Origin of the sequence: Roseateles sp. (assembly GCF_049240545.1) — a bacterium.
Taxonomy (GTDB): Bacteria; Pseudomonadota; Gammaproteobacteria; order Burkholderiales; family Burkholderiaceae_C; genus Paucibacter_A.
On record NZ_JBMLSK010000338.1, the window covers coordinates 44,613 to 69,275 of the forward strand.

The following is a 24,663-nucleotide window of genomic DNA, read 5'->3' on the forward strand; positions in this document are numbered from 1 at the left end:
TTTCTTCGGTAAAAAAATGATGATCAAGCGGGGCGCTGTACTGCAGCGCCCTACTTGCCAAAACGGCTGTTTTCACTGGGTTTGCGCGACCCGGCAGACCCGCCGCCCGGCCTGACATCCCAGCGCACTTTGGGTGCTGCGCCTGCGGCGGCCCCAGCAGGCCGCGCCAATGCCGCCAGGCCAATACCCGCGGCCAACAAGGCCTGCGAATCTGCCGCCGCCCGCGGTGCCGCTGCCGCCTCGCCTGGGTTGGCTTTGGGCAGCGCAGTTGGGTCAGCAACGGCGCCGTCTTTCGAAGACGCGCTGGACTCGGCCACCACATCCCGCTGCGGCTGCGCATTATCCCCAAGCAGTTCGGCAGCTGCACCGACCGTCGCAGCAGCCAACTCACCCGGCCCGGTCATCAGGGCCAGATAAGCGCCCTCGAAGGCATGGGCGCGCAAAGCATCCAGGCCAACACCTACGCCCGACGGAACAGCGGTCTGCACATTCCAGAACAACTGCGCACCCAAGGCATAGCTCGTGACCTGCGCAGCGCTTGTGCCTGCGGACGCAAACCCAGGTGCCAGGTCGGACGACTCGCCCACGGACAGACCCAGCACGCCCGACTCGCCACGCTCTTGCAGCGGAGCGCTGCGTTCGGCCTCGCGCAATGCCTGTTGCACGCGATCAAACGCCGTCGGGGCAGCCCGACCCTGCTCGTTCGAGCGAGAGGCATTGAACAAGTCCAGCACGACAACAGCGCCTTCGCCGGGTCGCGCCGCGGCCGAGTTGCCGAGCAGGCTGCCCATCTCCTGATTCAGCTGCTGAGCGGTCTGGCTTGGCGAGCCGGCAGCAGCAGCAGCAGCCGCGCTCAAGGTGCCACCACGCTGCGCGTTGGGCGATACGGCGAGCAGCAAACTCGCCGCATCACCCGCCTCATTGCGGGCTTGCTCCAACTCGCGGGCGATCACATCGACCTGTCGCGACACCGTGCCACGCACCTCGATCACGACCGACACAGAACTGCCGTCCACGCTGAACAGTTCGAAGCGTTCCTGCCTCAAATCGCCTTCGCGCAAGGCCTGAACGGCGCTGGACTCGGCATTCAGCACATACTGCCATTGTCCGTCCGCCGCCAGACTCAGCTGACCGAACTGGCCCGGCTGTTGGCTGGCGCGGAAGGCGGACTGCGCGGCGTCCGCATCCACAACGCTCAGTTGGCCGCGCACCGCCTGGCTGTCACCTTGCAAAGCCACACCGGTCTGCTTGCCGCCGATCTGTGCAGCGTTGTTCACGCCGGTCAAGTTGATGCTGATCGCCACGACGCTGCCATCGACACTGCGGACCTCGAAGCGGTCGACTTGCTGCTGGCCCGCGACCAGCGCCTGCAACGCAGTGGACTGGGCATCCAGCTGATACACCCAGCTTCCGTCAGCTTGCAAGCTGAGTTGGCCAAAGGCGCTGCGCTGCTGGCTCGCCACAAAGCGGCTCTGAGCCGCGTCGGCATCGGCAATGCTGAGTTGGCCGCGCGCCAGCTCACGGCTGTCTTCCTTGAGCCCCGCGCTGGTGCCGCCGCCAATCACAGCGGCATTGTTGATGCCGCGCACCGTGATCACGACCTGCGTCTTGCTGCCATCCGCGCTGAGGACCTCGAAGCGATCCAGTTGCTCCTCGCCCTCGGCCAAGGCCTGCAGTGCGGCGGAGCCGTAATCCAGCTGGTACTGCCAGCTGCCGTCAGCCGCCAAGCTGAACTGGCCGAAGGCGCTGTTTTGGCGCTTGGCCACAAACAGGCTTTGACCCGCATCAGCATCCAGAACGGTGAGCTGGCCGCCCACCGTCTGCTGGCTGCCATCCACGGCCACAGCAGCGGCGCTACCGCCGAACACGGGCGTGTTGTTGACACCGGTGATGCGAATGCGGAGCAGGCTCACCGTGCCATTGCTGGCGCGCAACTCGATCGTGTCCTCGACTTGCTGACCTGCCACCAGGGCCTGCACACTGGCCGATGCGGTGTCAAGCACATAGGTCCAGGCACCACCCTCGGTCAGCGTGAACTGGCCGTAAGCCGTGCGGCGTTGCTGCATCTGCATGAGCAGCAAACCAGCATCGGCATTACTGAAGCTGATCAGGCCCGACAAGGCGGAGCCTTGGTTCTCGCTGAGGCCAGCCTGCAAATCGCCGCCGAACAGGGTCTCGTCATCCTGGCCCTTGACGGTGATGCTCACCACGGTGCTGCTGCCGTCCAGGGTTTGCACGATGAAGCTGTCCAAGCGGGTTTCGCCGCTCTTGAGCGCCTGGACTTGCGCACTGGCGTTGTCCAGGACATAGGTCCAGCTGCCGTCGGCCAACAAACTCAGGCGGCCGTACTGGCCCACCAAGGTCTGCACCGGGAAGGTCGCCGCCCCGCCACCCAAGGCCGCAAGGCCGAGCTTGCCACTGGCGCTGAGCTGGCCGTCCTCGCCCACCTGGCCTTCGCCGCTGGGGCTGCCGGTGATGGGTTCGGTATTGCCTGCGCCACTGTTCGGATCGGGCTTGGTCAGCGGCCGGCCGAAGAGGCCGAGTTCGCCGTACTCACCCAGCACCGTCACGCTGATCACCGTGTTGAGCGGGTCGCGCAGATCGATGCTGCCGTTGCCCGGCAATTGAATGTCGCGCGCGGCGACACCGCCCAGGCGTTGATCCAGGCCATTGCCGCCCAGCAAGACCTGACTGCCGGTGGCCGGCAACACAAAGGTGTCGACGTTCAGGCTGGGGTCGGCAATATCTGGCCCGGTGCTCTGTATAAAGCTGGGCTGACCGGCCAGGAAGTCGATTTGACCGTTGTCTCCCACCAGAATGCGGCGCTGCGCATCGCTGGCGTTGACCGTGATCACATCGCTGCCGCGGCCGCCCAGCACATAGCTGCGCCCGCCACCGACTTGCAGACGGTCATTGCCGCCCACCAGCGGCTGAGTGGCGAAGACTTGCTTGAGGCGGCCGGAACCGTCGGACTCAAACACCACGCTGCCGGCATCGCCGAGCATGACGCTGTAGTCGTCGCCGCCCTGGGTCTGCGTTTCCAGCTTGTCATGGCCGGCGCCGCCCAGCACGATCTTCTCGCCGGCGCCGATGCGGATTTCGTCATCGCCGCCCACCGCGCCATAGATGGCCTCGGCGTAGAGGTTCTGGTAGCGCCGCGCCGGGTCGGCCGCGCTGCCATCGGTGCGATGGAACTCGAGGTTATCACCGCTGATCACGTCACGGCTGCGGCTGGCGCCGGTGATGCTGATGCGGTCGTTGCCCACACCGCCGGCCACGATATTCACATCGGTCAAGGCCGTAGCATTGAGGGCCGAGCCACTCATCACGATCTGAATATCGTCATTGCCACCGGTGGCCGGGTCGGCATCCAGCGTGATGAAGTCGGTCAGGCGGCCGGCGCTGTCGAACTGCAGCGCGGCGTTGTCGCCGGCCACCGCACGTTCGGGATTGCTGGCCGCGCTGGCTCGCGGTTCCGCCAAATCGCTGGAACCACGCACCGACTGGATCAGGATGGTGTCGGCACCGCCGCCACCGATCACGACCTTGTCGCCGTCTTGAGTGGCGCCACTATTGCCCAAGGCAATATCGTCATTGCCACCCAGGGCCAGGCCCAGGCTGATGGCCTGGCGCAAAGTGCCCGAGCCGGAGGCATCGAAAACGAAGCGGCCCGAGTCACCCAGCACCAGGCTGTTGCCGCTGCCGGCGCGGATCGTGTCGCCTCCGACGCCGCCAATCATCACCACATCGCCTGCCACGGTGCTGAGGATGTCCCCTGCACCCTGGTCCAGGCCCAAGCTGCCGATGGACAGCAACTGGCCATTGGCATGGCGGCGCAACTCGACGTTATCGCCGGCCATCACCACCTTGGCGCTTCGGCCGCTGACATTGATCAGGTCGGCGCCCATGCCGCCAACCAAAATGGCTTCGCCCATATCGGCCTGGTCTGCACCGGCCACGCCGACCTGGATCAGGTCGCCGTCACCGGTCGAGATGCTGGCGTCGGAGCTGACCAATTCGGCCAGGCTGCGCTCGCCCGGAGTGGCACCGGCGTAGAAGCGCAGGTCGGCGTTATCGCCCACCACCACCCGCATATTGCGGCTGTCGGCATTGATCTTGATACTGTCTCGGCCATAGCCGCCCAGCGCTACGATCTCGCCGGCGCCCAAGCTGATCAGGTCATCGCCGCCGAAGCCCAACTCTCGGCTGCTGACGGTTTGCAGATTGCCATTGCCGGTCGGGTCGTAGGCCAGCGCGCCGCTGTCGCCGAGCACGATGCTGTTGTCGCTGCGCTCACGCGTGGCCACATCGATGCGGTCGCCCCCCATGCCGCCGAGCACGATCTTCTCACCGGCACCGGTGCTGATACGGTCGTCGCCGCCCTTATCGGCCGCCAGGCTGTTGATGGCCAGCACACCGTAGCCAAGCGCTTGGCGCTTGTACTCGCCCGAGTCACCAAAGATCACGTCCTCGCTGCGGCTGCCCGAGCGCACGCTGATCTGGTCGCTGCCCATGCCGCCCATCACCACCTGCAAACCGAGGTCAGCCGTGGTGTCGCGCGCGCCGAGGGTGATCTCATCGTCGCTGCCGGTCGCGCTGATGGCATCCGTGGAGCCGAACTCGATCAGCCCCCCCTTGGCATCGAACAAGGCACGAGCGTTGTCGCCGGCCACGAAGCGGCCGGTGCGGCCACGGTTCTCGGTTTGCGCGGCCTTCAAGGCGGCGCCGCTCAGACCCGTGGTGTTGACCAAGCCCGCAATGCCGGTGACGAAGGCCAGATCGGCCGCCACCCCTTGCCCAGTGGCGCTGACCTCGACCGAGTCGCGGCCGAAACCGCCAATCAAGAGCTTGTAGCCTTCGCCAAAACCCAGGATGTCATTGCCACCGATGGCTTCGTCAATGCTGCGCGCCTGGCGCAGCACGCCGTTCTTGGCCAGCTGGTCGTAGATGAGTTCGCCGTTGTCGCCGATGGCAATCGCCGTTCCGCTGCCGCCTTGCAGCAGGTCACTGCCGAAGCCGCCCAACATCACTTGGGCGCCGTTGCCCGTCACGATGCGGTCGTTGCCGCCCTTATCGGTCTCGGTTGAACGAACAAGCAACATCTTGTTGCTGAGCGCCGCCCGTTGAATCAGGCCGTTATCTCCGATCAGCACGTCTTCGCTCAGACCCGTGCCCTTGATGACCCGGCCGGTGTTGGCATCGACTTCCCCGGCGATGAAGAGATCATCGCTGCCCATGCCGCCGATCACGAAGTTCAGGCCCAGCGCCGTGTTGCTGCCGGCCTTGCCGATGCGAATCACGTCATTGCCACCGGTCTCGGCGCGCTGATCGGTCGAGACCATCTCGGTCATAGCACCTGCGGCATCGAAGCTGAAGCGTGCGTTATCGCCCGCGATCAAACGCGTGGCCTGAGACTGCGGCGAACCCACCACCGCGTCCGCGCCATAAGCCGCGACCGTGATGCGGTCTAGGCCAGAGCCAGCAATGATGGTCTTGTCGCCATTGCCGCTGACGATCAGGTCGTTGGCGGCGATGCTGGTATCGGCAAAGTCAGTGGACTGTACCCGCGAGAGGATGTTCGGCACCGCGGCCTGGCCGCCCGAGGCCGGCACGCTGACGGAACGCTCAATGCGGCCGTTGTCACCAATGATCACGTCCGTGCTCTGGGCGCGGCCATAGCTGAGCACGCCAGTCGCGGCGTCAAGGCCAGCGCTGACCAAAACCGTATCGCTGCCGAAGCCGGCAATGATGAAGTTGCTGCCCAGCAAATGGTTCGACGCGTCCCCTGCGCTGCCGACGGCGATGCGGTCAGCACCGGCAGTCTCGGCGCGCTGATCGGTCGAGACCATCTCGGTCATGCCGCCTGCGGCGTCGAAGCTGATGTTGGCGTTATCGCCCGCGATCAAGCGAGTGGCCTGGGACTGCGGCGAACCCACCACCGCATCCGCGCCGAAAGCCGCCACCGTGATGGTGTCTTCGCCTGAGCCGCCAATGATGGTCTTGTCGCCATTGCCGGTGACGATCAGGTCCTTGGCAGGGATGCTGGCGTCAGCAAAGTCAGTGGACAGCACACTCTTGAGTTGGTTCCCAATGGCCGCCACACTGCCGGCCGCTGGGACGCTGTCATGCCGCTCGATGCGGCCGTTGTCGCCAATGATCACATCGCTGCTTTGGGCGCGGCCGTAGGTGTAGGCGCCGGTCGCGGCGTCGAGCCCGGCGCTGATCAGCACCGTGTCGCTGCCCACACCTGCAATGATGAAATTGCTGCCGAGGAAGCGGTCGGAGGCGTCGCGTGGGTCGCCCACCATGATCAGGTCATCACCGCCGGTCGAGGCTTGCGTATCAAGGCTGTAGAAGGCCTTGATGCCACCGCGGGCGTCGGTCTCCACGCGGGCGTGGTCACCGGCGATGAAGCGGAAGTTCTTGGCAATCGAAGACCCGGCCGAGAAGCCAATCTGGTCCTTGCCCGCGCCGCCGATCACCAGGGCCGAACCATTGGCCAAGGAGATGGTGTCATTGCCGCCGCCGGTTTCGCCCACCACGCTGGTGGCGTAGTCCAGCATGTGCTGGAAGCCATCCACTTCGGTGAAGGTCCATTTGCCCTTGGCATTGAGGGCGCGCTTGAAGCTGACCTCGCCGTTATCGGCCAGGATGATGTTGCTGCTGCTGGCCGTGTCGGCGCCGACGATGGTGTCGCCACCATTGCCCGCCAGCACCAGATTGCTGCCGCCACCCAAGTAGATGGTGTCGGCGCTGCCGCCGAGGCCTCCAAAGGTTTTGGCGAACAAGGCCTGGCGGGACTCGAAGTCGACCACGATCTGGCCCAGGTCACCCATGATGGTGTCATTGCCTTCACCGGTGCCGCCGATATTGAAGGTATCCGAGCCCAGGGCGCCCATCAGGACGTCGTCGCCGCTGCCGCCCTTGAGGGTCTGCGTGGCATTGCCCAGGCTGAGGTTCTCGAGTGTCTGACCCTTCCAGATCCAGGTGCGATTGACGCTCTGCCCCGGCATGCCAAAGCCAGCCAAGCCGCCGGCGGTTTGCAGGCTCAGATAGTCGCTGATCGCGAGCAGACCATTGGGCTTGGCCGCCTCGTTCTTGTAGCTGATGAAGTTGTCGGCGATCAGCAAATCATTGCCCGCCTGGCCTTCCAGCACGTCGGCGCCACCATTGCCGACCAGCAGATTGTTGCGGCCATCACCGGTCAGGCGGTCATTGCCCGCGCCACCGAACACATTGTGGAAGCCGCGCACCACGATATTGCTCAAGCCGCTGCTGCCGAAGGCGCTATTGCCCTCCAGATTGACGGTGACACCGCGCTGGTACTCGGAGAAGTCCAAGGTGTTGCGCTGATTGGGCAAATCACCCTGCGTGGACTCGCCGGTCAGGCTGCCGCTGACGCCAGCACCGTCGCGAACGCGGATGACATCGCTGCCGCGGCCGCCGATGATGTGCTCCATGCCCTCGAACTTGTAGCCAAAGCCGGCGTTATCACCGGCCAGCGTCTGCGCCTGACCGGCGATCAGGCCGGTCTGCACCATGCCGCTGGCCGAGTTCTTGACCCAGCCCGCATTCATGCCGGTGAGCGTGATCAGCAGATCGGCCTGATTGACCGAGAAGTCCACAAGATCGGCGCCCTGCCCGCCCTTGACCAGGTCGATGCGATCGCTGGCACTGAAGTTGGCCTTGTTGGCGCCTTGGCTGACCTGATGCAGGCCGTCGTTCAGCACCACACCCTGGGTTTGCGCGCTGAAGTCCAGCACATTGGCGCCGCTGGCATCGCTGACCGTGGCCTGACCCCAGCCATTGAGGAAGCGGTAGGTGTCGTTGCCGTCACCGCCTTCCATCTGGGTCACACCGCCTCGGGCAATCAGGCGGTCATTGCCGCCGCCACCGTACAAGGTGGCCTGACCGCTCAAAGAGCCGATCAGCACATCGTCACCCGCGCCGCCCATCAGCACGTCCCTGCCACCACCCGCCACGAACAGCACGGAAACATTGGCAGACAGTGCCGAAGCATCGATCTTGTCGTCGCCCGCACCGGTGTAGGCCTTGACCTTGCGCACGCCGGCGAAGGTCTTGTCATAGGTTTTGCCGTTCGGCAGCAGGGCGGTCACCTTCAGGCCACCTTGCTCGGTCAGCGTGAATTCTTCGTTACCGTCGGTGGTGTCGCGGCGCTTGCGGTCGGCCGCGCTCTTGTCGATGGCCGCATTGCCGTCGATACCGGCCGTGCCCGAACCCATATGCAGGGTCAGCACATCACCGTCCATGGAGCCCAGCACGGGCTTCTTGGATGCAGGGTCGTGCTTCCACTCGAACAGCGTCGCTTCGACGAAGGTGTACTCGAACACCCGCACGTACTTGACCAGTGCAAAGACGTCCAGGTAAGCGGCGATATAGGCCGTGCCCTTCAGATGCATCTCGACCACGTCGAAAGGATCGTCCGAGGCCGCCGCGATGATCTCCAAAGCGCGGAACTTGTTGTCCTTGTTCTCGTCGTAAAGATCCAGCGTGCCGATCATGCGGATGCCGCCTTCGACGCCACCGCGGATGATGCCGCCGTTGAGCTCGGCAAAGGCGGCCAGTTTCATCTGCAGCACCACCTCGGGCATGTCCTTGCCACGCACGATGTTGTCGCCGACGTAGAAGCCGTTGAAGATATCGGTGATCTTTTGGCTTTCGAGGAACTGGGCAATACCGAAGGTGTCGAAACCGAAGGTCAGATTGGCCTTCAGATTGATCTCGCCCTTGAGTCCGCCGAACAGCGGCGGGTAAATCGGGAACTGCTGGCGGAAGCCAACATTGACCTCCAGCTTGGGCGGCGTGAAGGTCATCAAGTCCGCTGGCTTGCCGCTCAGCATATTGATCACCGCACCCAGCGGATCGTCGAGCACCGGGAACTTCAGCGCGCTGCCCGGTTTCTTCAAGGCCGCCTTGAAATCGTTCATACCGTCAGCCAGGCCAATGGAAACTTGGCCCGGCAGATCCGGCACCGAGATGCTGGGGATCAGGTTCTTCAGGAAGCTTAAGTCCGGCAAGCTGAAGTCAAAGTCCGGCAGGAAGTCCGGCAGATTCAGCGTCGGCAACCAGACATCGGGCAGAGCGACGCTGACCTTCTGGCCCGAGCTGAAGTCGATCAGGCGCGCATAGTCGGTATTGAACTTGGCCGCAGCGGCGCTCAGGTCGAAGGCCTTCCAGACATGCTCCTTGCCCATCAAGTCCCAGTGCACCGTCATCGGCTTGAATTCCACCGGCAACAAGAAGGGCTTGATCTCCGGCAGCGCGATCGAGGCGCCACTCAGATCCGCGATCTGGTAGCGCGGCAGGTTGTTGTTTTGCAGCAGCTTGAGCGGGCCGGCCCATTCCACATTCAGGTAGCCGTTGGCATCCGCGCCGGCGGTGGTCCACTCATAGTCCTGGCCCAGCACGCGGGCAGTGATCTTGGGCACCTTGATCTGCAGCGGCGGCAAGGTGCGCAGATTGAAGTTGATGTCAGAGCAAGTGACCTTGACGTCGAACTGCGGCGCAATATTGCCACTCAAGATGTCGGACACCTTCAGGTTCTGCCAGCCAACCCCGATCTCCATCTTGAACTTGGCATCGGCACCGGTGGTGTCCTTGAGGCCAGCAATGGTGAAGTCGATGACCTTCCAGGTCTCGTAGGGTGCGGGCACCTTGGCATCGGCGCTGAGCTTGAAGTCGAAGCTGAAGTTGGGCAGATTGCCCTTGATGGCATCGCTGAGCTTGAGGTCCTTGTCAAAGCCCACGCCCCAGTCCAGGTCGAAATGCGTGGCACCGTCACCGGCATCCACATGAACCGAAGGCAGTTCTTTGTAAGGCAGCTTGACCGTGACATCAGGCACCGGCAACCTGGCGCCGAAGTTCAGCTTGCGATCTTTCTGACCGATGATGATCATGGACTTGGCGACCGACAGCAGCAGGCCGTCGGAATTCTCCGGCAGCTTTTGCAGCACTTGGATCATGTTCGCCATCGCAACGACGAAGTCGACCTTGGCATTGCCGCCCGAAATCTTGGCCATGTCCGAGGCCAGATCCAGCGCGCTGTAGTCGCGACCCATGAATTCACTCAGACCCGGAATCGGTGTGGTCAGTGCATTGATCACCGGCATGATGGGGCCGGTGACCTGATTGACGACACCCACAATCGGCTTCAGGAACAGCGAGAAGAAGGTGCCCGCGTCCAGATACATATCTGTCATCCAGACACTGGGCTGGTAGTGAATCAGCTTCTCGTAGCCTTCGGCGAAGAAGCCATCGATCTTCTTGGCCACAGCGCTCTTGCTGCTGTCTTGCCAGGTCAGATGCAGATCGCCCTTGACCTCAGGCAGAAAGCCCTCCTTCTTGTCGCCCGGCGAGCGGCCGAGCGTGCTGCCGAGCGTCATTCGCATATTGACCTGGGCTTGCGCGGCCCAGTCCACCTTCACCAGATCGCTGAGCTTGCCCGCGCGCAGGTCGGCGTAGGTCAATCGGCCATTGGTCAGCTTGCTCAGCGCCGCCACACCAAAGAGGCCGCGGTCCTTCAAGTCCACCGAGAAGGCGCCGTGGAACTGGGTGCGTGAACCGTCTTTGCCGGTCTGGCCGCGGAACAGTTCCTCGGTGCGGCCATAGGTGGGGCTCATTTGCTCGCCGGTCACCTTGTTTTCGCCCTTGCCCCAGATACCGCCGTCGTTGTCGCGGATCCAGCCGTCCCAGTTGTCGGTCAGCGTGCCGTTGAGGGTCAGCACCTCGGCCTTCAAAGAGGCCGGGCCGCCGTCGCTGCCGCTCTTGAGGTAGGCGTCCAGCGTGAACTGCAGCTCCTTGACCGCATTGGCTTGCGTGGGCTTGCCCACCAGCCAGAGGTTGTTGATGTGCGCGTCCAGCGGATTGCTGACGAAGGGGCGGCTGGCATCCACCGTGCCGTCATTCTTCAGATTGGTCAGCTCGCCGATGCCGGCCGTGCCCGGCATATTGGTGACGACGTAGAAACCGTCATTGATGTCAACGCCGAAGCCCAGATAGAAGGTCCAGCCCAGACGCAGATCCAGGCCGCCGTCGAGTTTGAGGTTGAGGCCGGGCATGCCGATGTCAAAGCCCAGATCCAGCTGGGGCGTGTAGGTCTGCCCCAGCTTCATGCGGAACTGGATGGCGCTGCTCTGCCCCAGGGCCACATTGGTCGCCATGGTGCTGGCGCGCTTGAACACCGCTTGCTTGAACTCATTGAGCAAGGTGGCGGGAACGTCGTAGCTGCCATTGGCGAAGTCGCGGCTCAGCGTGTCGGCCGCGTCCTTCTTGGCGGCATCGCTGGGCTTGAACTTCTTCGCCACCTCTTTGGCCGCGGCCATGGCCACACTGCCACCAAACAGGTCGCGCAGCAGTGCGTCGTAGTTGTAGCCCGACTTGTTGACGTCCGCCGCCGCCTTCACCACGAATTCGGCAATCTTCTCGATGGTGTCGGGATAGCCGTTCTTCTTGAAGTCGTCGTTGGTGGCCTTGAGCTTGTTGAACAAGGCCTCCAGCGTGGCGCCGGAGCTGGTCATGGCGCCCACCACATCGTCGACGATTTTGCGCAGGCTGGCGTCCATCACCACATTGCCGGCGCTCTGGGTGTAGACCTGCGAACCATCGGCATTGAGCTTGGGGATCTTGGCGCCATTGCCGTCCAGCAAAGGCGTGCCGTTGCTGTCGGTTTCCCAGACCGGCGTGTTGACGCCAGCCGTCACCCAGGCGGTGCGCTGACCCGGCAAGATGGCCGGGATCACCAGCTTGGTATTGCCCTGCTCCACGCCCAGATACTTGGCCAGGCGCGGGTCCAGCGGGCGCTGCGGCCCGGCGATGTACTCCACCACCACATCGTCCGCTGTGATCTTGCCGTCGCCGTTGTAGTCCTGCAAAAAGTTGCGGAAGGGTTCTTCGGCCAGATCAATCGCGTTGATGATGCCGTCACCATTTTTGTCCAGCGTCAGTTGCTTGAACAAGAACATGCGCAGGGCATTGTCCAGGCCACCGTACTCCGCCACGGCGGAGCTCAGCGCGTCCTTCAAGGCATCGATCAGATTGCCGCGCAGGTTGGCAATGAACTGCGTCGCATCCCTAAGCTTGTCGCCGATGATGGGCAGATTCAGCACCGAGCTGAAAGCGTCCAGGCCTTTTTGCACCGTGCCGAGCAAGGTGTCGACCGTGTTCACGATGATGGTCGGGTCGCGCAGCAGGAAGATCAGCGAGTAGTTGATCGGCTTGTCGTCGGTGGACGCACCGCCGCCGGCCTTCTCGATCACGCTGGTGATCACGCTCTGCCAGTTCTTCAGATTCGGCAGCACCAAGCTGAGATCAAAGCCGGCCGAGCTGGGATTGGTGCCCCCCGTACCCCAAGGTGAGGTGCTACCCGGCGCTTGGCCGCCTGGCAAGGCACCCGAGGTGCTGCTGCCCTGCCCGGCCGTACTGTCCTGGTAAGGGTTGAGGTTGCTGCCAGGCAGCCTGGCATCGGCCGTATCTACAGGCGCGCCTTCCGGCGTGGTGTTGCCCGAACCATTGCCGGTGCTGGGCGGACGCGGCGGCTTGGCCGCTTCGAGCACCTGGGCGTTGATGAGCCCTTGGGAGGTGTCGCCGCCGATGAAGGCGAAGCCCTTGGCCAGATTGGCAAAACTCAACTCCAAAGTACCCAGCGGCATGGGGTTGACGAAGCCTTCGATGTTCTGGATCGCCAACTGGCCCAGATCATCGGACAGCAAGAGCTGCATGGGCAGCTTGGCCGTGGCCTTGCTTGCGCTGTCCACCCAGATGTCGAATGCATCCTTCTTGATGCTGGCCAGGCCGTCGGCATTCAGCGGCGTGCTGGGGCTCAGATAGAGGCGATCGGCATCGCTCGCCTTGTCGCCGGCATTGAGTTGCCAGTTGGCGTTCTGCACCACCGTGGCGGAACCGTCGCGCACGGCCAAGGAGTACAGGCCCTGGTTGCTGTCGAAGGCCATCTTCTCACCCACCGCCGTCAGGCTGAAGGTGGCGAAGGTGCCGGTGTCATCGTCCAGCGTGGCCGTCTTGGCCGTGTCGGCGCGGTGGTCATAGAGGAAGAGCTTGCCGCGATTGGCGCCGCCGGACAGGTCAAGCCCCAAGGCCAAATTCAGGCGGAAGCTGCCGCTGATGGTCATCAGCGCCGAGCCGTCCACATCGCTGAGCTGGTTGAAGTTGCCCGCCAGGTTGGCCAGCGCGGTTTGCTGCGCCGGGCTCAGCAGCTTGAGCAGATCCGGGTCCTTGAGCAGCAGCTTGAGCGGCAGCTTTTGGTTGATGTTCAGCGTCAGGGGCAGGCGGATGGTCAGCGCCTCGGCGCCGGCCGCGTTATCCAGCCCCAGCTGGATATCGCCGGCGCTGGCACCGAAGGCGGCGGCCAGCAAGGCCTGCATCTCCTGCAGGCTGCCGCTGGTCTGCTTCTGCAATTGCGACACCACCTTGGCGAACAGGTCTTTCAGGCCGAACAAGTCGCCCAGACTGCTGCCCAGCAGCGGCAACAAGCGGCCCAGCTCTCCGAACTTGCCCATGCCTGCGAGATCGCCGATGAACTGCGGCAGCAGGCTCAGTTCGCCCACCAAATTGCCCCAGTTCATCTGGCTCAAGGCGGTCAACTGGCCCAGGCCATCGCTCGGCACCAACACCGTATCGGCACGTTTAGCCTCGCCACTGAGGGCGGCCACCAGATTGTTGACCGTCACGCCCAGCGTGGTGCCTGAGGTGACCGTGGTGCTCACGCCGGCAGGGGTGAGCACGGCCAGATTGCCGAAGGTCAGCGAAGCGCTCGGGCTGCTGCCGGGCGCACCGGCGCCATTGGCAAAGACCGGGCTGGTCACGAAATCGGCCAGCAAGGCGCGGCCGACGATGTCAAGGTTGGTGAGCGTCAGCGTGCCACTGGCCATCGTCAGGCCGCGGTCGCTTTGCAATTGCAGCTGATTGCCGCTGACTTGCATCGGCAGGCCGTCCAGCGCCGCCTGCATGCCGTCCAATTTTGCTGTTAGTGCCGCATCGCCCTGAGCTGCAGTCTTGGCGGCCACCAGGGCGGCGCGCAGCTTGGTATTGAGCGAGGCCAGCAGATCGTCCATCGACTGATGCGACTGGCTTTCCGCCACGCTCAGCGTGAAGCTGACTTTGGCGCCGTCGTACACAGCCTCCAGCGTCAAGTCCTGCAACAAGCGGCCATTGGCGCTGTTGTAGAACTTCTCGGGATTGCGCTCCAGCGAGGGTGCCGTCGCGGCCAAGGCGCTTTCATTGCGTGAGATGCTGAGCAGGCCGGAACTGCCGGTCAGCAGCAGGCCATCGGCCACCGCCATCGGCTGCACCGTGCGGGCCAGGATGATATTGAGATCACGCAGGGTCTGCGCGTCGCTGGTATTGGTCAACTTCAGACGCGCCGCCTCGGCCACCGCCGTGCGGATGCTATCGAGCAGCTGCGCCATCGAGCTATTGCCTGCAGTGCTGGCCGCATTCACCAACACGTTCAGCTGAGTCGCGCCTTGGGTGAGCGTCAAGGGCAAGTCCACCAGCAGGCGGCCGGTATTGGCATCCAGCATCTGCGCGGCGTTCTGCGCCAGGCTCAGGGTGGAGTTGGCAGCCTTGAAGCTCAGTTTGTCCTTGCTGGTGCTGTCCACGCCGACAAAGGCGTGGCCGGCATAGGGATCATTGCCCAGCTTGGCCAGCACGGCGGCATGAATCGCCGCATCGACATCCGCGGCCAGATCGGCCAGATTGGTATTGCCTGCGGTGTCGGCTTGGCGCACCACCACATCCAGGCGCAAGGCGCCAATGGTGACCTGCAGGCCCACATCGCGCAGCAGACGGCCGTCTGCCGAGGCCGGGGTCAGCGTGGCGGCCAGGCCGGCGCTGGTGTCATTGGTGCTCAAGGAGCTGCCCAGGCCGAGCTGAATGTCCTGCGCAGCGACGGCATCAAACAAGCTGTTCAGGCTGATCCGATCACCCGCCTGGCCATTGACACCATTGCGCAGCTGGAAGCTCAGGCTGCCCTGGTAGTCGGCCTTGAGCGCGCCGAACGTGAGGTCGAGCAGACCCAGGCGGGCCCGGCCGGCCTGGTCCAGCACGGCGGCGTTATTGCCCACCTGGCCATGAACGATGGCGCTGTACTGGCCACCCAGGCTGGCGTTTTGCAGGAACACTTCGGCCCCGCCGGTGCGGGCGAACTGGCCGGGCGTGAAGCCCAACTCGGTCGTTGCCGGATCAGCGCCGCTGGTGCGAATCTGCAGCGAGGCGATGCTGCGGCTGGTGCTGATCAGCTCAATCTGGTTGTTCACCAGGGCTGCGCGCACAAACTGACCCAGATTGTTGAAGCCCTTGCCTCCCGCGCCCAGATAGGCGTGGCTGCTGACATCGGTCTGCCCCAGGGTCGCGTTGATGTCGTCCAGCAAGTCCTTGAGCGTGGCGTTGCCGCTGTCGCGCAACACCGTCACCGACACCGGGCCGGACTGATCAAAGACCAGCTCGAAATTGGCATTGGCGCTCAGGCGGCCAGTTTCAGGCAGCTTGACCGCTTTGATCTGGGTGTACATGGTCGTGGGCTTGAAACCCAAGACAGCACTCATCGAATCGGTATCCGAAGGAATGCTCAGCTGAAAGGCCTCGCTACCGGCCAGGCTCACCAGGCTCAGCTTCTTGCCATCCAGGCGCACCTTGACCGCATCGCCCACCTTGGCAAAACCCAGGCTGGAGAGGACACCACCGCCGGCGACCGAGCGGCCGTTCAGCAGCGTCTGCAGCTGCGCGCGCAGATCCTCAGCGGAGGCATTGCTCTGGCTGGCCTGTGCGGAGAGGCTGAAGTCGTAACGCTCACCGTCAAAACTCAGGCCGAAATTGCCGTCCTGCCCGATTTTCGCGGGCGCATCCATGCTGCTCTTGATGGTGGTCTGATAAGCCCCACCGGCCCGCAGTGAGAAGCCGTTGACTTGGCGCAGATCAATGCCCACCGTCGTCTTGAAATAGCTCTTGCTGCTGAGTTCCAGCGTGGCCTGAGTGCTGATGCCCGAAAGATTGCCCAAGGCACTTTGCAGCTGCAAGCGTACGGCTTCGGTGCTGCTGGCCGGACGCAAGTCCAGATCGAAGAGCAGGCTGGTGCTCGCGGGATCGAAGCGGGGGTTGACCGAGAAGCTGGTGCCGGTGCCGGCCAGACTCTCATTGACCGCTTGCTGGAAGCGATGCATCAAGTCATTGAAGCTGCGGAAGCTGCTGCTGCGATTGTCCTGACTGTCTTGTCCGGCCAGCGAGAAGCCCAGATTGTCCAAGGCCTTGAAGCCGCTGCTGGTCGGCCCGATCAGGCCGCTCAGATTGAGCTTGAGCGCAGGGCCGGCACCGCCGGCCCAGGGCCCGGCGAACTGAATGTCCCAGGTCGATGCGCGACCCGCCACTTGGCTGACCTGCAGGCTGTCGGCCGAGAAATTGGCATCCCACTGGCGGAACATATCCACCAGCGCGGTCTTCAGCGCGGCCTCGCTGCCAGCCCCTTGCAGCACGCTCCAGCTGACGGGGTTGGACTCATACACCTTGCCGCCCACCGTGACGCCAAAGCCCAGACTGCCGGCCGTGGCCTGATCCAGCATCAAGCGCTGGACTTCATTGCTGGCGGGCGCGTTGCCCAGCGCCATTTTTGCCGGGCTCAGCACCGTCAGTGCGCCCTGCGCCTCCAGCTTAGCCAGGAGGCCACGGCCATCGACGGCCAACAAGGCCTGGGCCTTCTTGGCCACGGCCGCGCCGCTGAAAACAATGTCAAACACCTGCACGCCTTGATTGACGCTGATGGTGTCACTGGCCACCGGGTTGACGCTGACCGAACCGGCGCCCAAAACGGCATTGAGCGCATCCGCAATCGGCTGGCTCCAGCTGCCGGCATTGCCGGGCCGGCTGATCGACGCGGTCGTGAACTTGCTGCCATCGGCTTTCGTGCCGCCCAGAATGAAGGAGCTGCCATCGCCCGCATGCACCAGGGTCAGGCGCTGAACAGCGTCGGCAGTGTCCTTGCCTGCAGTGACTTCGCTGACGCTGGCACCGGCCGAGGCCGAGACCCGCAAGTCAAGACCCACACCCGGGCGGGCCTGAACAATATTCAGACGGCCCCAGACATGCCCATCGCTGCCCGTGGCCAGATTGCTGCTGATCACATCGACCAGGCCGCCGGCGTTGGCGGCGCTGGTGTCGCTGAGACTGGCCTGCAGCAAGTCCATCGCTTGCCCGGCCTTCTCGCGCACGAATGAAACGATGTAGTGCTTAGGCCCACCGCTGACCAGCACATTGCCCTTGCCGATCTCGGGCAAGGACTCCAGGGCTTGCTGCACCTCGATGCTGCTGGACAGCACCGACAACATGGACGTCGCCGTGCCGCCATTGCCGAGCTTGAGGCTGAAATTGCCGCCCGCCACCAGCAAGTCGATGCGCTGCTCTTCATTGCTGCGCAAGGCGCTGTTGAGCGCCAGGCCGCCGGCCAAACTTTGGGTGACGATGGCTTGCGCCGCCGCCTGGTCGGCCTGCCAGCGCAGATTGCCGTCCAGTGCCGCGGCCAGCTTGCGATTGATCAGCTCGGCGAGCTGGTTGATGTGGGTGAAGCCCGTGGTCTCGGAGGCCCGCACGCCCACGCTCACCAAGGTGGGCGCGAGATCGCCGGGGCGCTGGATCTGCAAATCGAAACTGGTGTCGGCAGGCAACACCGGCGAGATCAAGCGGCCGCCGACAAGGGTGGCGCCGCCATTGTTTTGCAGCTTCTCGTTCAAGACCTGGTTGAAGAGCTTGCTGAAGTCCAGCACCTCGCCCAAGCGCTTGTCGGTGAAGGGCAGCACGGCATCGAAGGGGCCGGCATCGCGCAGCTGGCGCAAATAGGTGCCCAGGTCCTGCATCATCTGCGTCAGTGCCTTGGCATCGAGCGCGGCAAAGGCCTGCAGCTTGACGAAGTTGCTGCTGCTGACTTGCAAGGACTTGCTCTTGACCTCAGACCAGAGCGCCGCATTGCCGCCGTTGAAGCTGATCTCCACATGGGGCGTGCCGCCTTCCAGCGTGCTGAAACTGGTGCTGCCGCTGGCCCCGGCGCCGATCACGCCTTCGATATCAAAGCTGGCCGAGGCCGCCACTTGGGCGGCCGTCTGGACCGCCCAATTGCCCTTGGTGACCGGATCAAAGTCTTGGCTGCTGGGGGCCAGAATTTCGGCCGGATTCAGGGCATCGGCGCCAGACTGGACCGGCGTAGTGCCCCAATGAGCCTGGGCGTACTCGGTGCTATGACCCGCCCGCATCACCAGCGTGCCGGTATCAAAATTCAGGCTGCCACGGGCGCGCGCCTCCAACATGCCCAGGGACATGGCCGCATCCAGTGCGCCGGTGCTGCGCACACGCGCGTCGAGCTGGGTGATCTCCAAGGACTTGGCGGTGCTGGTGTCATAACGCAAGCCCAGACTAACGGTGGCGTTCAGGGGCACGGCACTGCCGGGCAGGAAGTCCAGACCCAGCGGTTGGAGCTTGTCTTTGAAAGTGAAGCGCCGCGTGAAGTCGCGCGACAGCGTCAGGCCCAGCTCCAGCATCACCGTGCTGCCTGAGCGCGCGCCGCTGCCCAGGATGTCCATGAAGTCGGTGCTGAAGTCCGCCGCCACCAAGGCTTCGAGCTGGCTGTAGCGGCCTTGCGCCGTCAGATAGTCACGCAGCCGGGACAGCAGGCCGCTGAGCGTCTTGTTGCCCGCCTCGGCCAGATAGTCGTCCAGCACCGTCGTGCCCTGCAGCGTCTTGAAGGCCAGCACATCGCCGAGGCTGCGGCCGTCGGATGTCTTCAACAGGCTGGCCATGCCGGTGTCGGCGAAGGGCAACACCTGGCTGAGGCTGTCTTGCAAATCGAGCTGGCCGCCGAGCAGCTTGCCAGCGTCGAACACGGCTTTCAAGCCATTGCCGGTGGCGTCCAGATTGCTGTCGCTGAAGGCTTGCAGCGTCAGCGCGCCACCCACCACCTTGCCGAAGAAACCCGAGCCCGAGGCTGCGCCATCGATGCTGGCGGTGATCTGCGGCAGCTGCAACTGCGCGGCACTTTGACCGCCGATGTCGGCCAGGGTCAGGCGGCCCTTGTTGTCGCTATTGTCCGGATCGCGCAGCGCGGTCTGCACGCCCGCCAGCAAATGGAAGCTGTTCGCGCCGGTCGGCGCCAGTTCCAGGCTGACCTCAAAACGTTCCAGCTTGAAGAAACTCTGGGCCGCACTCGGCGCAGCCATGCCGGGCAAAGCAGAGGGCTGGGTGTTGGCATTGACACCGTCCAGCACCAAGCCCGCGCTCAAGGCAATGTGCACGCCGGCTTGCGCAGTGCCGGTCCAGGCCTCGCTCTTGTCAACACCACCCAGCTTCCAGTTGAGGGTGAAGTTCTGATTGCTTCGGGTCCAGTCCAAATCAATCGCCAGCTTGAAGCCGGCCACCACCTCGGGCGCAGCAGCATCAAAGCTAGGGGTGAGTGTCACCGACCAGGCCTGCCCGCTCTTGCCGGCTTGAATCGCATCGGTCTTGGCCTTGACGGCAGCTTGCAGCGCGGTGCTCAGTCCGTCCAGCGTCGAGGCCGCGCCCTGGCTGGTGAAATAGCTTTGCGCCGCGGTTTGCAGGCCGAACAGCGTGGTGGTGGCACCTGCGCCGTTCTGGCTGCTGAGGCCGATGAACTGGTTGACGCTCTCATTCAATCCCGGCAAGGCGGCATTGATCAAGCTGTGCTTGAGGGCCTGGGTGCCATTGGCATCCACCTGCGCCAGCACGGCCAGCATCTGCGCTTGGACACCGGCGTTCAGGGTCAAAGTGGCCGCGCTCAGTTGCAGGCGGCCGGCGTAAGTCTGCCCCGCGCTGAACAGTGCTTGGGCGTCGATCTGGCCAGTTTGGCGCTCGAGCAGCCAGTCACCGCCATGGGCTTGATCGCCGGTGATATTGCTGGACGCCGCCACATCGGCGCCGGTCAGCGCCGCCAACTGTTCGATGAAGGCCTGGCCACGCGCACCGGCTGCGACATCGCAGCCGTAAACCAAGATGTCAGCATCGGCCGCCAAGGCGGAGCGCCACTGTTGCAGCGAGTCGGCTTGCGCTGCCAGATTGTCGGCATTGAGCTCCCCGCGGCCCAGGCCAATGCGGCCGTCTTCGCCGTGCGAAATCAGATGAATCGCCGTCAAGCCCTGCCGCTGCGACAGCCATTGGCTGATTTGCTGCACGCCGTCTTGCTGGGGGTCGAGCACCACCACCTCAACCTTGGCCGCTTGTCCCGGCTGGCGCTGGCCCAGCGCGTCTTGCAACAAGGCCTCAAAGCCCTGCACCGAAGGATCGACAAACACCACCTCATCGGCCCGCTGCGCAGCTTGCGCAGTTTGCGCAGTTTGCGCCGCGCCCTGCCCGGGCCGCCAGGCATCGCCGGTGAAGCCGGGTGTGCTGGCCGCAACTTGCTCGAGCAAGTGCTCGATGGGCAGCTGCAGCTGCTGACTTTCCAGTGCCGAACGTTCAGGCGTTGGCGGCAGGATCAAGCCCTCCCCCGAGAGCAAGTGGCGCGGCTCCAGCGCCTCGATATGCAGACGTCGCTGGCGGCTAGGCGCCGGCACGCTGAGGCGACTCACGCCCAGCGCATTGCGCAAGAGTTGGGCTGCATTGAACTTGCGCTTGGACTTGGTGGAGGAGTTGTTCACTGGTCAATCCCGCTGAATCTTGTTTGAAGTCGCCACCCCGGCCAGCTGGTGTGGCGACGCGCTCATATCCCGTGTGTCCCAGTGGCAGGCAGCCACTGGGGCTGATCATGCCCGCCCTGGTATAGGCTGTGCACTCAGGTGATCACTGGATCTGCAGCAAGGCACCCAAATCGTCCAAGTCGTTCCGACTCAGCACGCCTACCGCCTGCTTGAGCTTCAATCGGTTCAGCAGGTAGTCGTAACGGGCCTGCAGGAATTCACGCTTGGCGGTGAAGTACAGGCGGTTAGCATCCATCAACTGGATGGGACTGAACAGACCTGACTTCAAGCCTTCCTCGCGAGCTTCCAGCGCACTTTGCTGAGCCAGCACGGCTTTGCGCAGCGCTTCGACAGAATCGACACTGGCCAACACGCCATTGAAGGCGGTACGCGCCAAGCGGTCGCTGCGGCGCAGCTCCTGCTCTTGCTCATTGAGGGCCTTCTCCTTGCGAGCCACGGCCTCGCGCACCAAGGACTTCGTCATGCCACCTTCGAACAGCGGGACGTTGACGCGCACACCGACTTCCGTGTTGTTGTAGCGCTGGCCGCGACCGAACAGCGAGCCACCCGTGTCCTGATTGGCCGTCGAGGCCACCAAGTTGATGCTGGGCGCATAGCCCGCTTGCTGACGCCGGATTTCCAAACCAGCAATCTCAACCGACAGGCGGCGCGCCTGCAAGGCCAGGTTTTGCTCCGCCGCCGCATCGACCCAGGGACCAACTTCAGCAGGCATGGGCTCTGTCGGCGCAAAGTCACCCTTGAAGCCGCGCAACTCGCCTGGGTCTTCGCCCACAATTTCCTTCAGCGCCAGCCTTGCATCTTCCAAGCGGTTGCGAGCCTCACGTTCACGCGCCCGCGCCTGCGCAAACCGAGCCTCGGCTTCAAAAAGCTGAGGCACATTGCCCAGGCCCGTGGACTTGCGCGCCTTCGCCAGCTCGAACTGACGCTCGGTACTGTCACGCTCGGCCTGCGCCAGATCCACACCGTCGGTACCTGCCAGGACATTCAAATAGGCACTGGCCACACGCAAGATCAGCTCTTGCTCGGCCGCCAGCAGATTGAAGCGGGACTGGTCGATAGACAGGCCCGCCTGGCTGTGCTTGATGACCGCCGGCAAGCGCAGCAGCGGCTGGGTGATGGTCAAGGACAAATTGGCGCTGGGATAGCGCGTCACTCCGGTAGGGAAGGTGATGTTCGAGGCCTGCTGAATGTCCTGACGCAGATAAGACTTTTGATAGTCAATCGACGCCGTTGGCAACAGGGCCGCGCGGGCTTGCGGCACGGCTTGCTGCGCAATTTCAAAGTCTGCTTTGGCGCTGAGATACTTGGGATCCCGGTCCAAGGCAGCGTTGTACAAGCGACTCAAGCCATTATTGTCTTCAGCACTTGGCGCACGCTGCTCAGGCGGCACGAGCAGCAAGGGCCGCACCACCACCAGCGGCGCCTTGGGATCCAGGCGCTCATCGCGGCGTGCGAAGGAAGTCGCCGGGCGCGCTTTGCCCGCATCAAACGCCGGGGCAGCCACACCCGGCAAACGCAGGGCCAAGGCATAACGATCCACGTCAGCAGCGCCGCGCGAGAGCAAGGGCGCGGCGGCCGTCAAATCAAACACCAAGCGCGCCGAGCCCAGACGGCTGGACTCGACCCGCAACGCGCCAATGCTGGCATGCGGCGAAACAAAGCGCGTGGCGGCATCGCGCACCTGGTCAGGGCGCCAGCCCAGCAAGTCCACCACCAAGCGCGGCGGCTCATCCAGTGCATAGGACTGCAGGCGCGAGACCGGAACACCCGGCAAACTCAACTCAATGGCACGACCTGTCAACTTGGCATCAATGCTGCGCAGCTGCAAATCGCCGGCGGCGCCACCCGCACCCAGGCGAGCCTGAGCCACGGCCCGATCCGCGGCCAAGCTGATGCGAATCAGGCCCTTGCCGTCACGAACCTCACCGAGGCTGTCCACCAGATCGATGTCTTCATGGAAACTGAATTCCAGACGTGGCACTCCGCCTTGCTGGGCCGCGCTAACCCGCGCAAACAGCGGCACGGCGGGCGCCTTGAATTGACTGGCCAGCCACTCAACCGAGGCCATGCTGGCCCCGGGGAACTCCACCACCAAACGCCCCGGCTGATCCAGCACAGACACTTCTGCCGCCAGCTCAGCGCTGCCGGACAGATGAATATCAAGCAAATCATCACGCGCAGCCAAACGAAGCTCACGCAACTCCACAGGCACGGCCACTGCCGTCGGCGTGTTCACAGGCGCTTGAGGCTGGAGTTGCAAGTCCCAACGGGACAAGCCCGTCGCCGGCGTGCTCAAAACCTGATGGACCAGTTGGACACTGGGCGAGAATTCCAGCCAAAGCACTGCCTCTTGATTGGGCAGCACGTCGGCACGCGCGGACTTCACCAAGGCGGGATTCGCGAGCAGCTGGCGAACCATATTGTCGAGCTCGGCCCGCTCCACCTGCTTGAGGTTCAGGCGAATGCCGTTGCCATTTTTCAAAGGCAGCAGCTGCGTCAAGCGCCCCACCGGCAAGGTCAGCTGCAGCGTCGCCTTGCCATCAAGGTGAGACTCAGCGACCGCCGTGTAGGCCGCCGGCAAACCAAATGCCCAAACAGGGGCCACAACAACGCAAGCGGCCAAAGACCATTGAACGGCCGCAAAGGCCAAACGCTTTTTCATCATCTCCATCGCACACCAGACTTGGTGCACGCCCCCAACAGTGGCCGAACCCGAGCTCGAATTCAGCGTTTTTTTAGCTTTCGTCTCGGGCTTCACGCCGCCTACGCACCAATATATCTATTTTGTCATTCTCAAAGATAGAAACCAAACTCTAACTCCGAAAAGCTATGACTTTGTTAAGGGAGGTCTGCATTCATGCCGGGCAATTCAGCTTTGGGAAGCGCTGCATAACAGGGAAAACATGCGTCAAGAAACATGCAAGCCCTGGACTTGGAGAGTCACCCAAACGCACGCGCACGCGCACACGTGCGCCCCTCGACGAAATGGGACGAGTGGGGCCTGAACCCAAATTGGTGGCATCCTCCATGCCCGAGGCTCGACGCGGCCGCCTGCCGTTCTCGATGAAGACAACGTTGCGCATTCACTACATGCAGCAGTGATCCACGCTCAGCGACCCGGCGACGGAAGTGACGACGGAAGTGGCGTCAAACGACACGCCGATGCACCGCGAGTACGCCGGCCTGGTCGACCGGCATCAAGAACTCAAGTTGGATGTAGGCGCTATTGAAAAATAGGCTACAGAAAAACAGCCAACAACCAATACTGCACGGTCGATCAGTACTGCGGCGATGCCCGGAAGGCAATGGGCCCGAGATTGGCAGAACGCTGGCAGATAGAAACGAAAAACGGGCCGCTAGGGCCCGTTTTTGCTTACTACTTGGAGGAGAGGGGGTCCCCCTACATCCAATTCAACGACGTCCAAAAGCGTTCAAAATTCAGCGCTCTCATAGGAGAGACGCTCATTCTACGATCCAACTGCGTCCAATTAAATACAACGCATTCGGACAGCCTATGGTAGAAACGATGGTAGATAAATCTACCGCATCTTCCCTATGGCACGCAAAGCTAAAGAACTCTCTCCGCTGTCGGTGGGTCGGCTGACCCAGCCCGGCCATCACGCCGTAGGCGGGGTGGCTGGTCTCTACCTTTATGTCATTGAATCGGGATCGAGATCGTGGGTATTGCGTGTGATGGTCGGAACAAAAAGACGTCACATCGGCTTGGGTGGATTCCCAGATGTTCCTCTTGCTCAAGCCAAGGAACGCGCCCGGAAGGCCCGCGACGAAATTGCTCAAGGCATTGACCCTATCCAACGGAAGCGAGAGGCGGCGAGCCTACTACGCGCCCAGCAGGCAACTGCCATCACTTTCAAAACTGCGGCCGTGTTGGCGCCGACCGAATTTTGACCACCCGCGCCGATTGAATTTTGACCAGGGG

The 24,663-nt window shown here is 63.3% G+C and carries 3 protein-coding genes; 1 reads left to right on the forward strand and 2 read right to left on the reverse strand.

Annotated features, from left to right (window positions below; translation table 11 throughout):
* Window positions 1-50 precede the first annotated feature (50 nt).
* A complete protein-coding gene (locus ACOVRJ_RS21270) occupies window positions 51-20,663 on the reverse strand; it encodes a VCBS domain-containing protein (RefSeq protein ID WP_422045819.1) in 20,613 nt (6,870 codons plus the stop codon).
* A gap of 142 nt (window positions 20,664-20,805) precedes the next feature.
* Window positions 20,806-23,385 carry a TolC family outer membrane protein gene (locus ACOVRJ_RS21275; RefSeq protein WP_422045820.1) on the reverse strand — a complete coding sequence of 860 codons (2,580 nt, stop codon included), beginning with the start codon at window positions 23,383-23,385 and terminating at the stop codon, window positions 20,806-20,808.
* An 893-nt stretch (window positions 23,386-24,278) separates the two neighbouring features.
* Between ACOVRJ_RS21275 and ACOVRJ_RS21280 the strand changes: the two genes are divergently transcribed.
* Window positions 24,279-24,632 carry an Arm DNA-binding domain-containing protein gene (locus tag ACOVRJ_RS21280; protein ID WP_422045821.1) on the forward strand — a complete coding sequence of 118 codons (354 nt, stop codon included), beginning with the start codon at window positions 24,279-24,281 and terminating at the stop codon, window positions 24,630-24,632.
* Window positions 24,633-24,663: the final 31 nt, after the last annotated feature.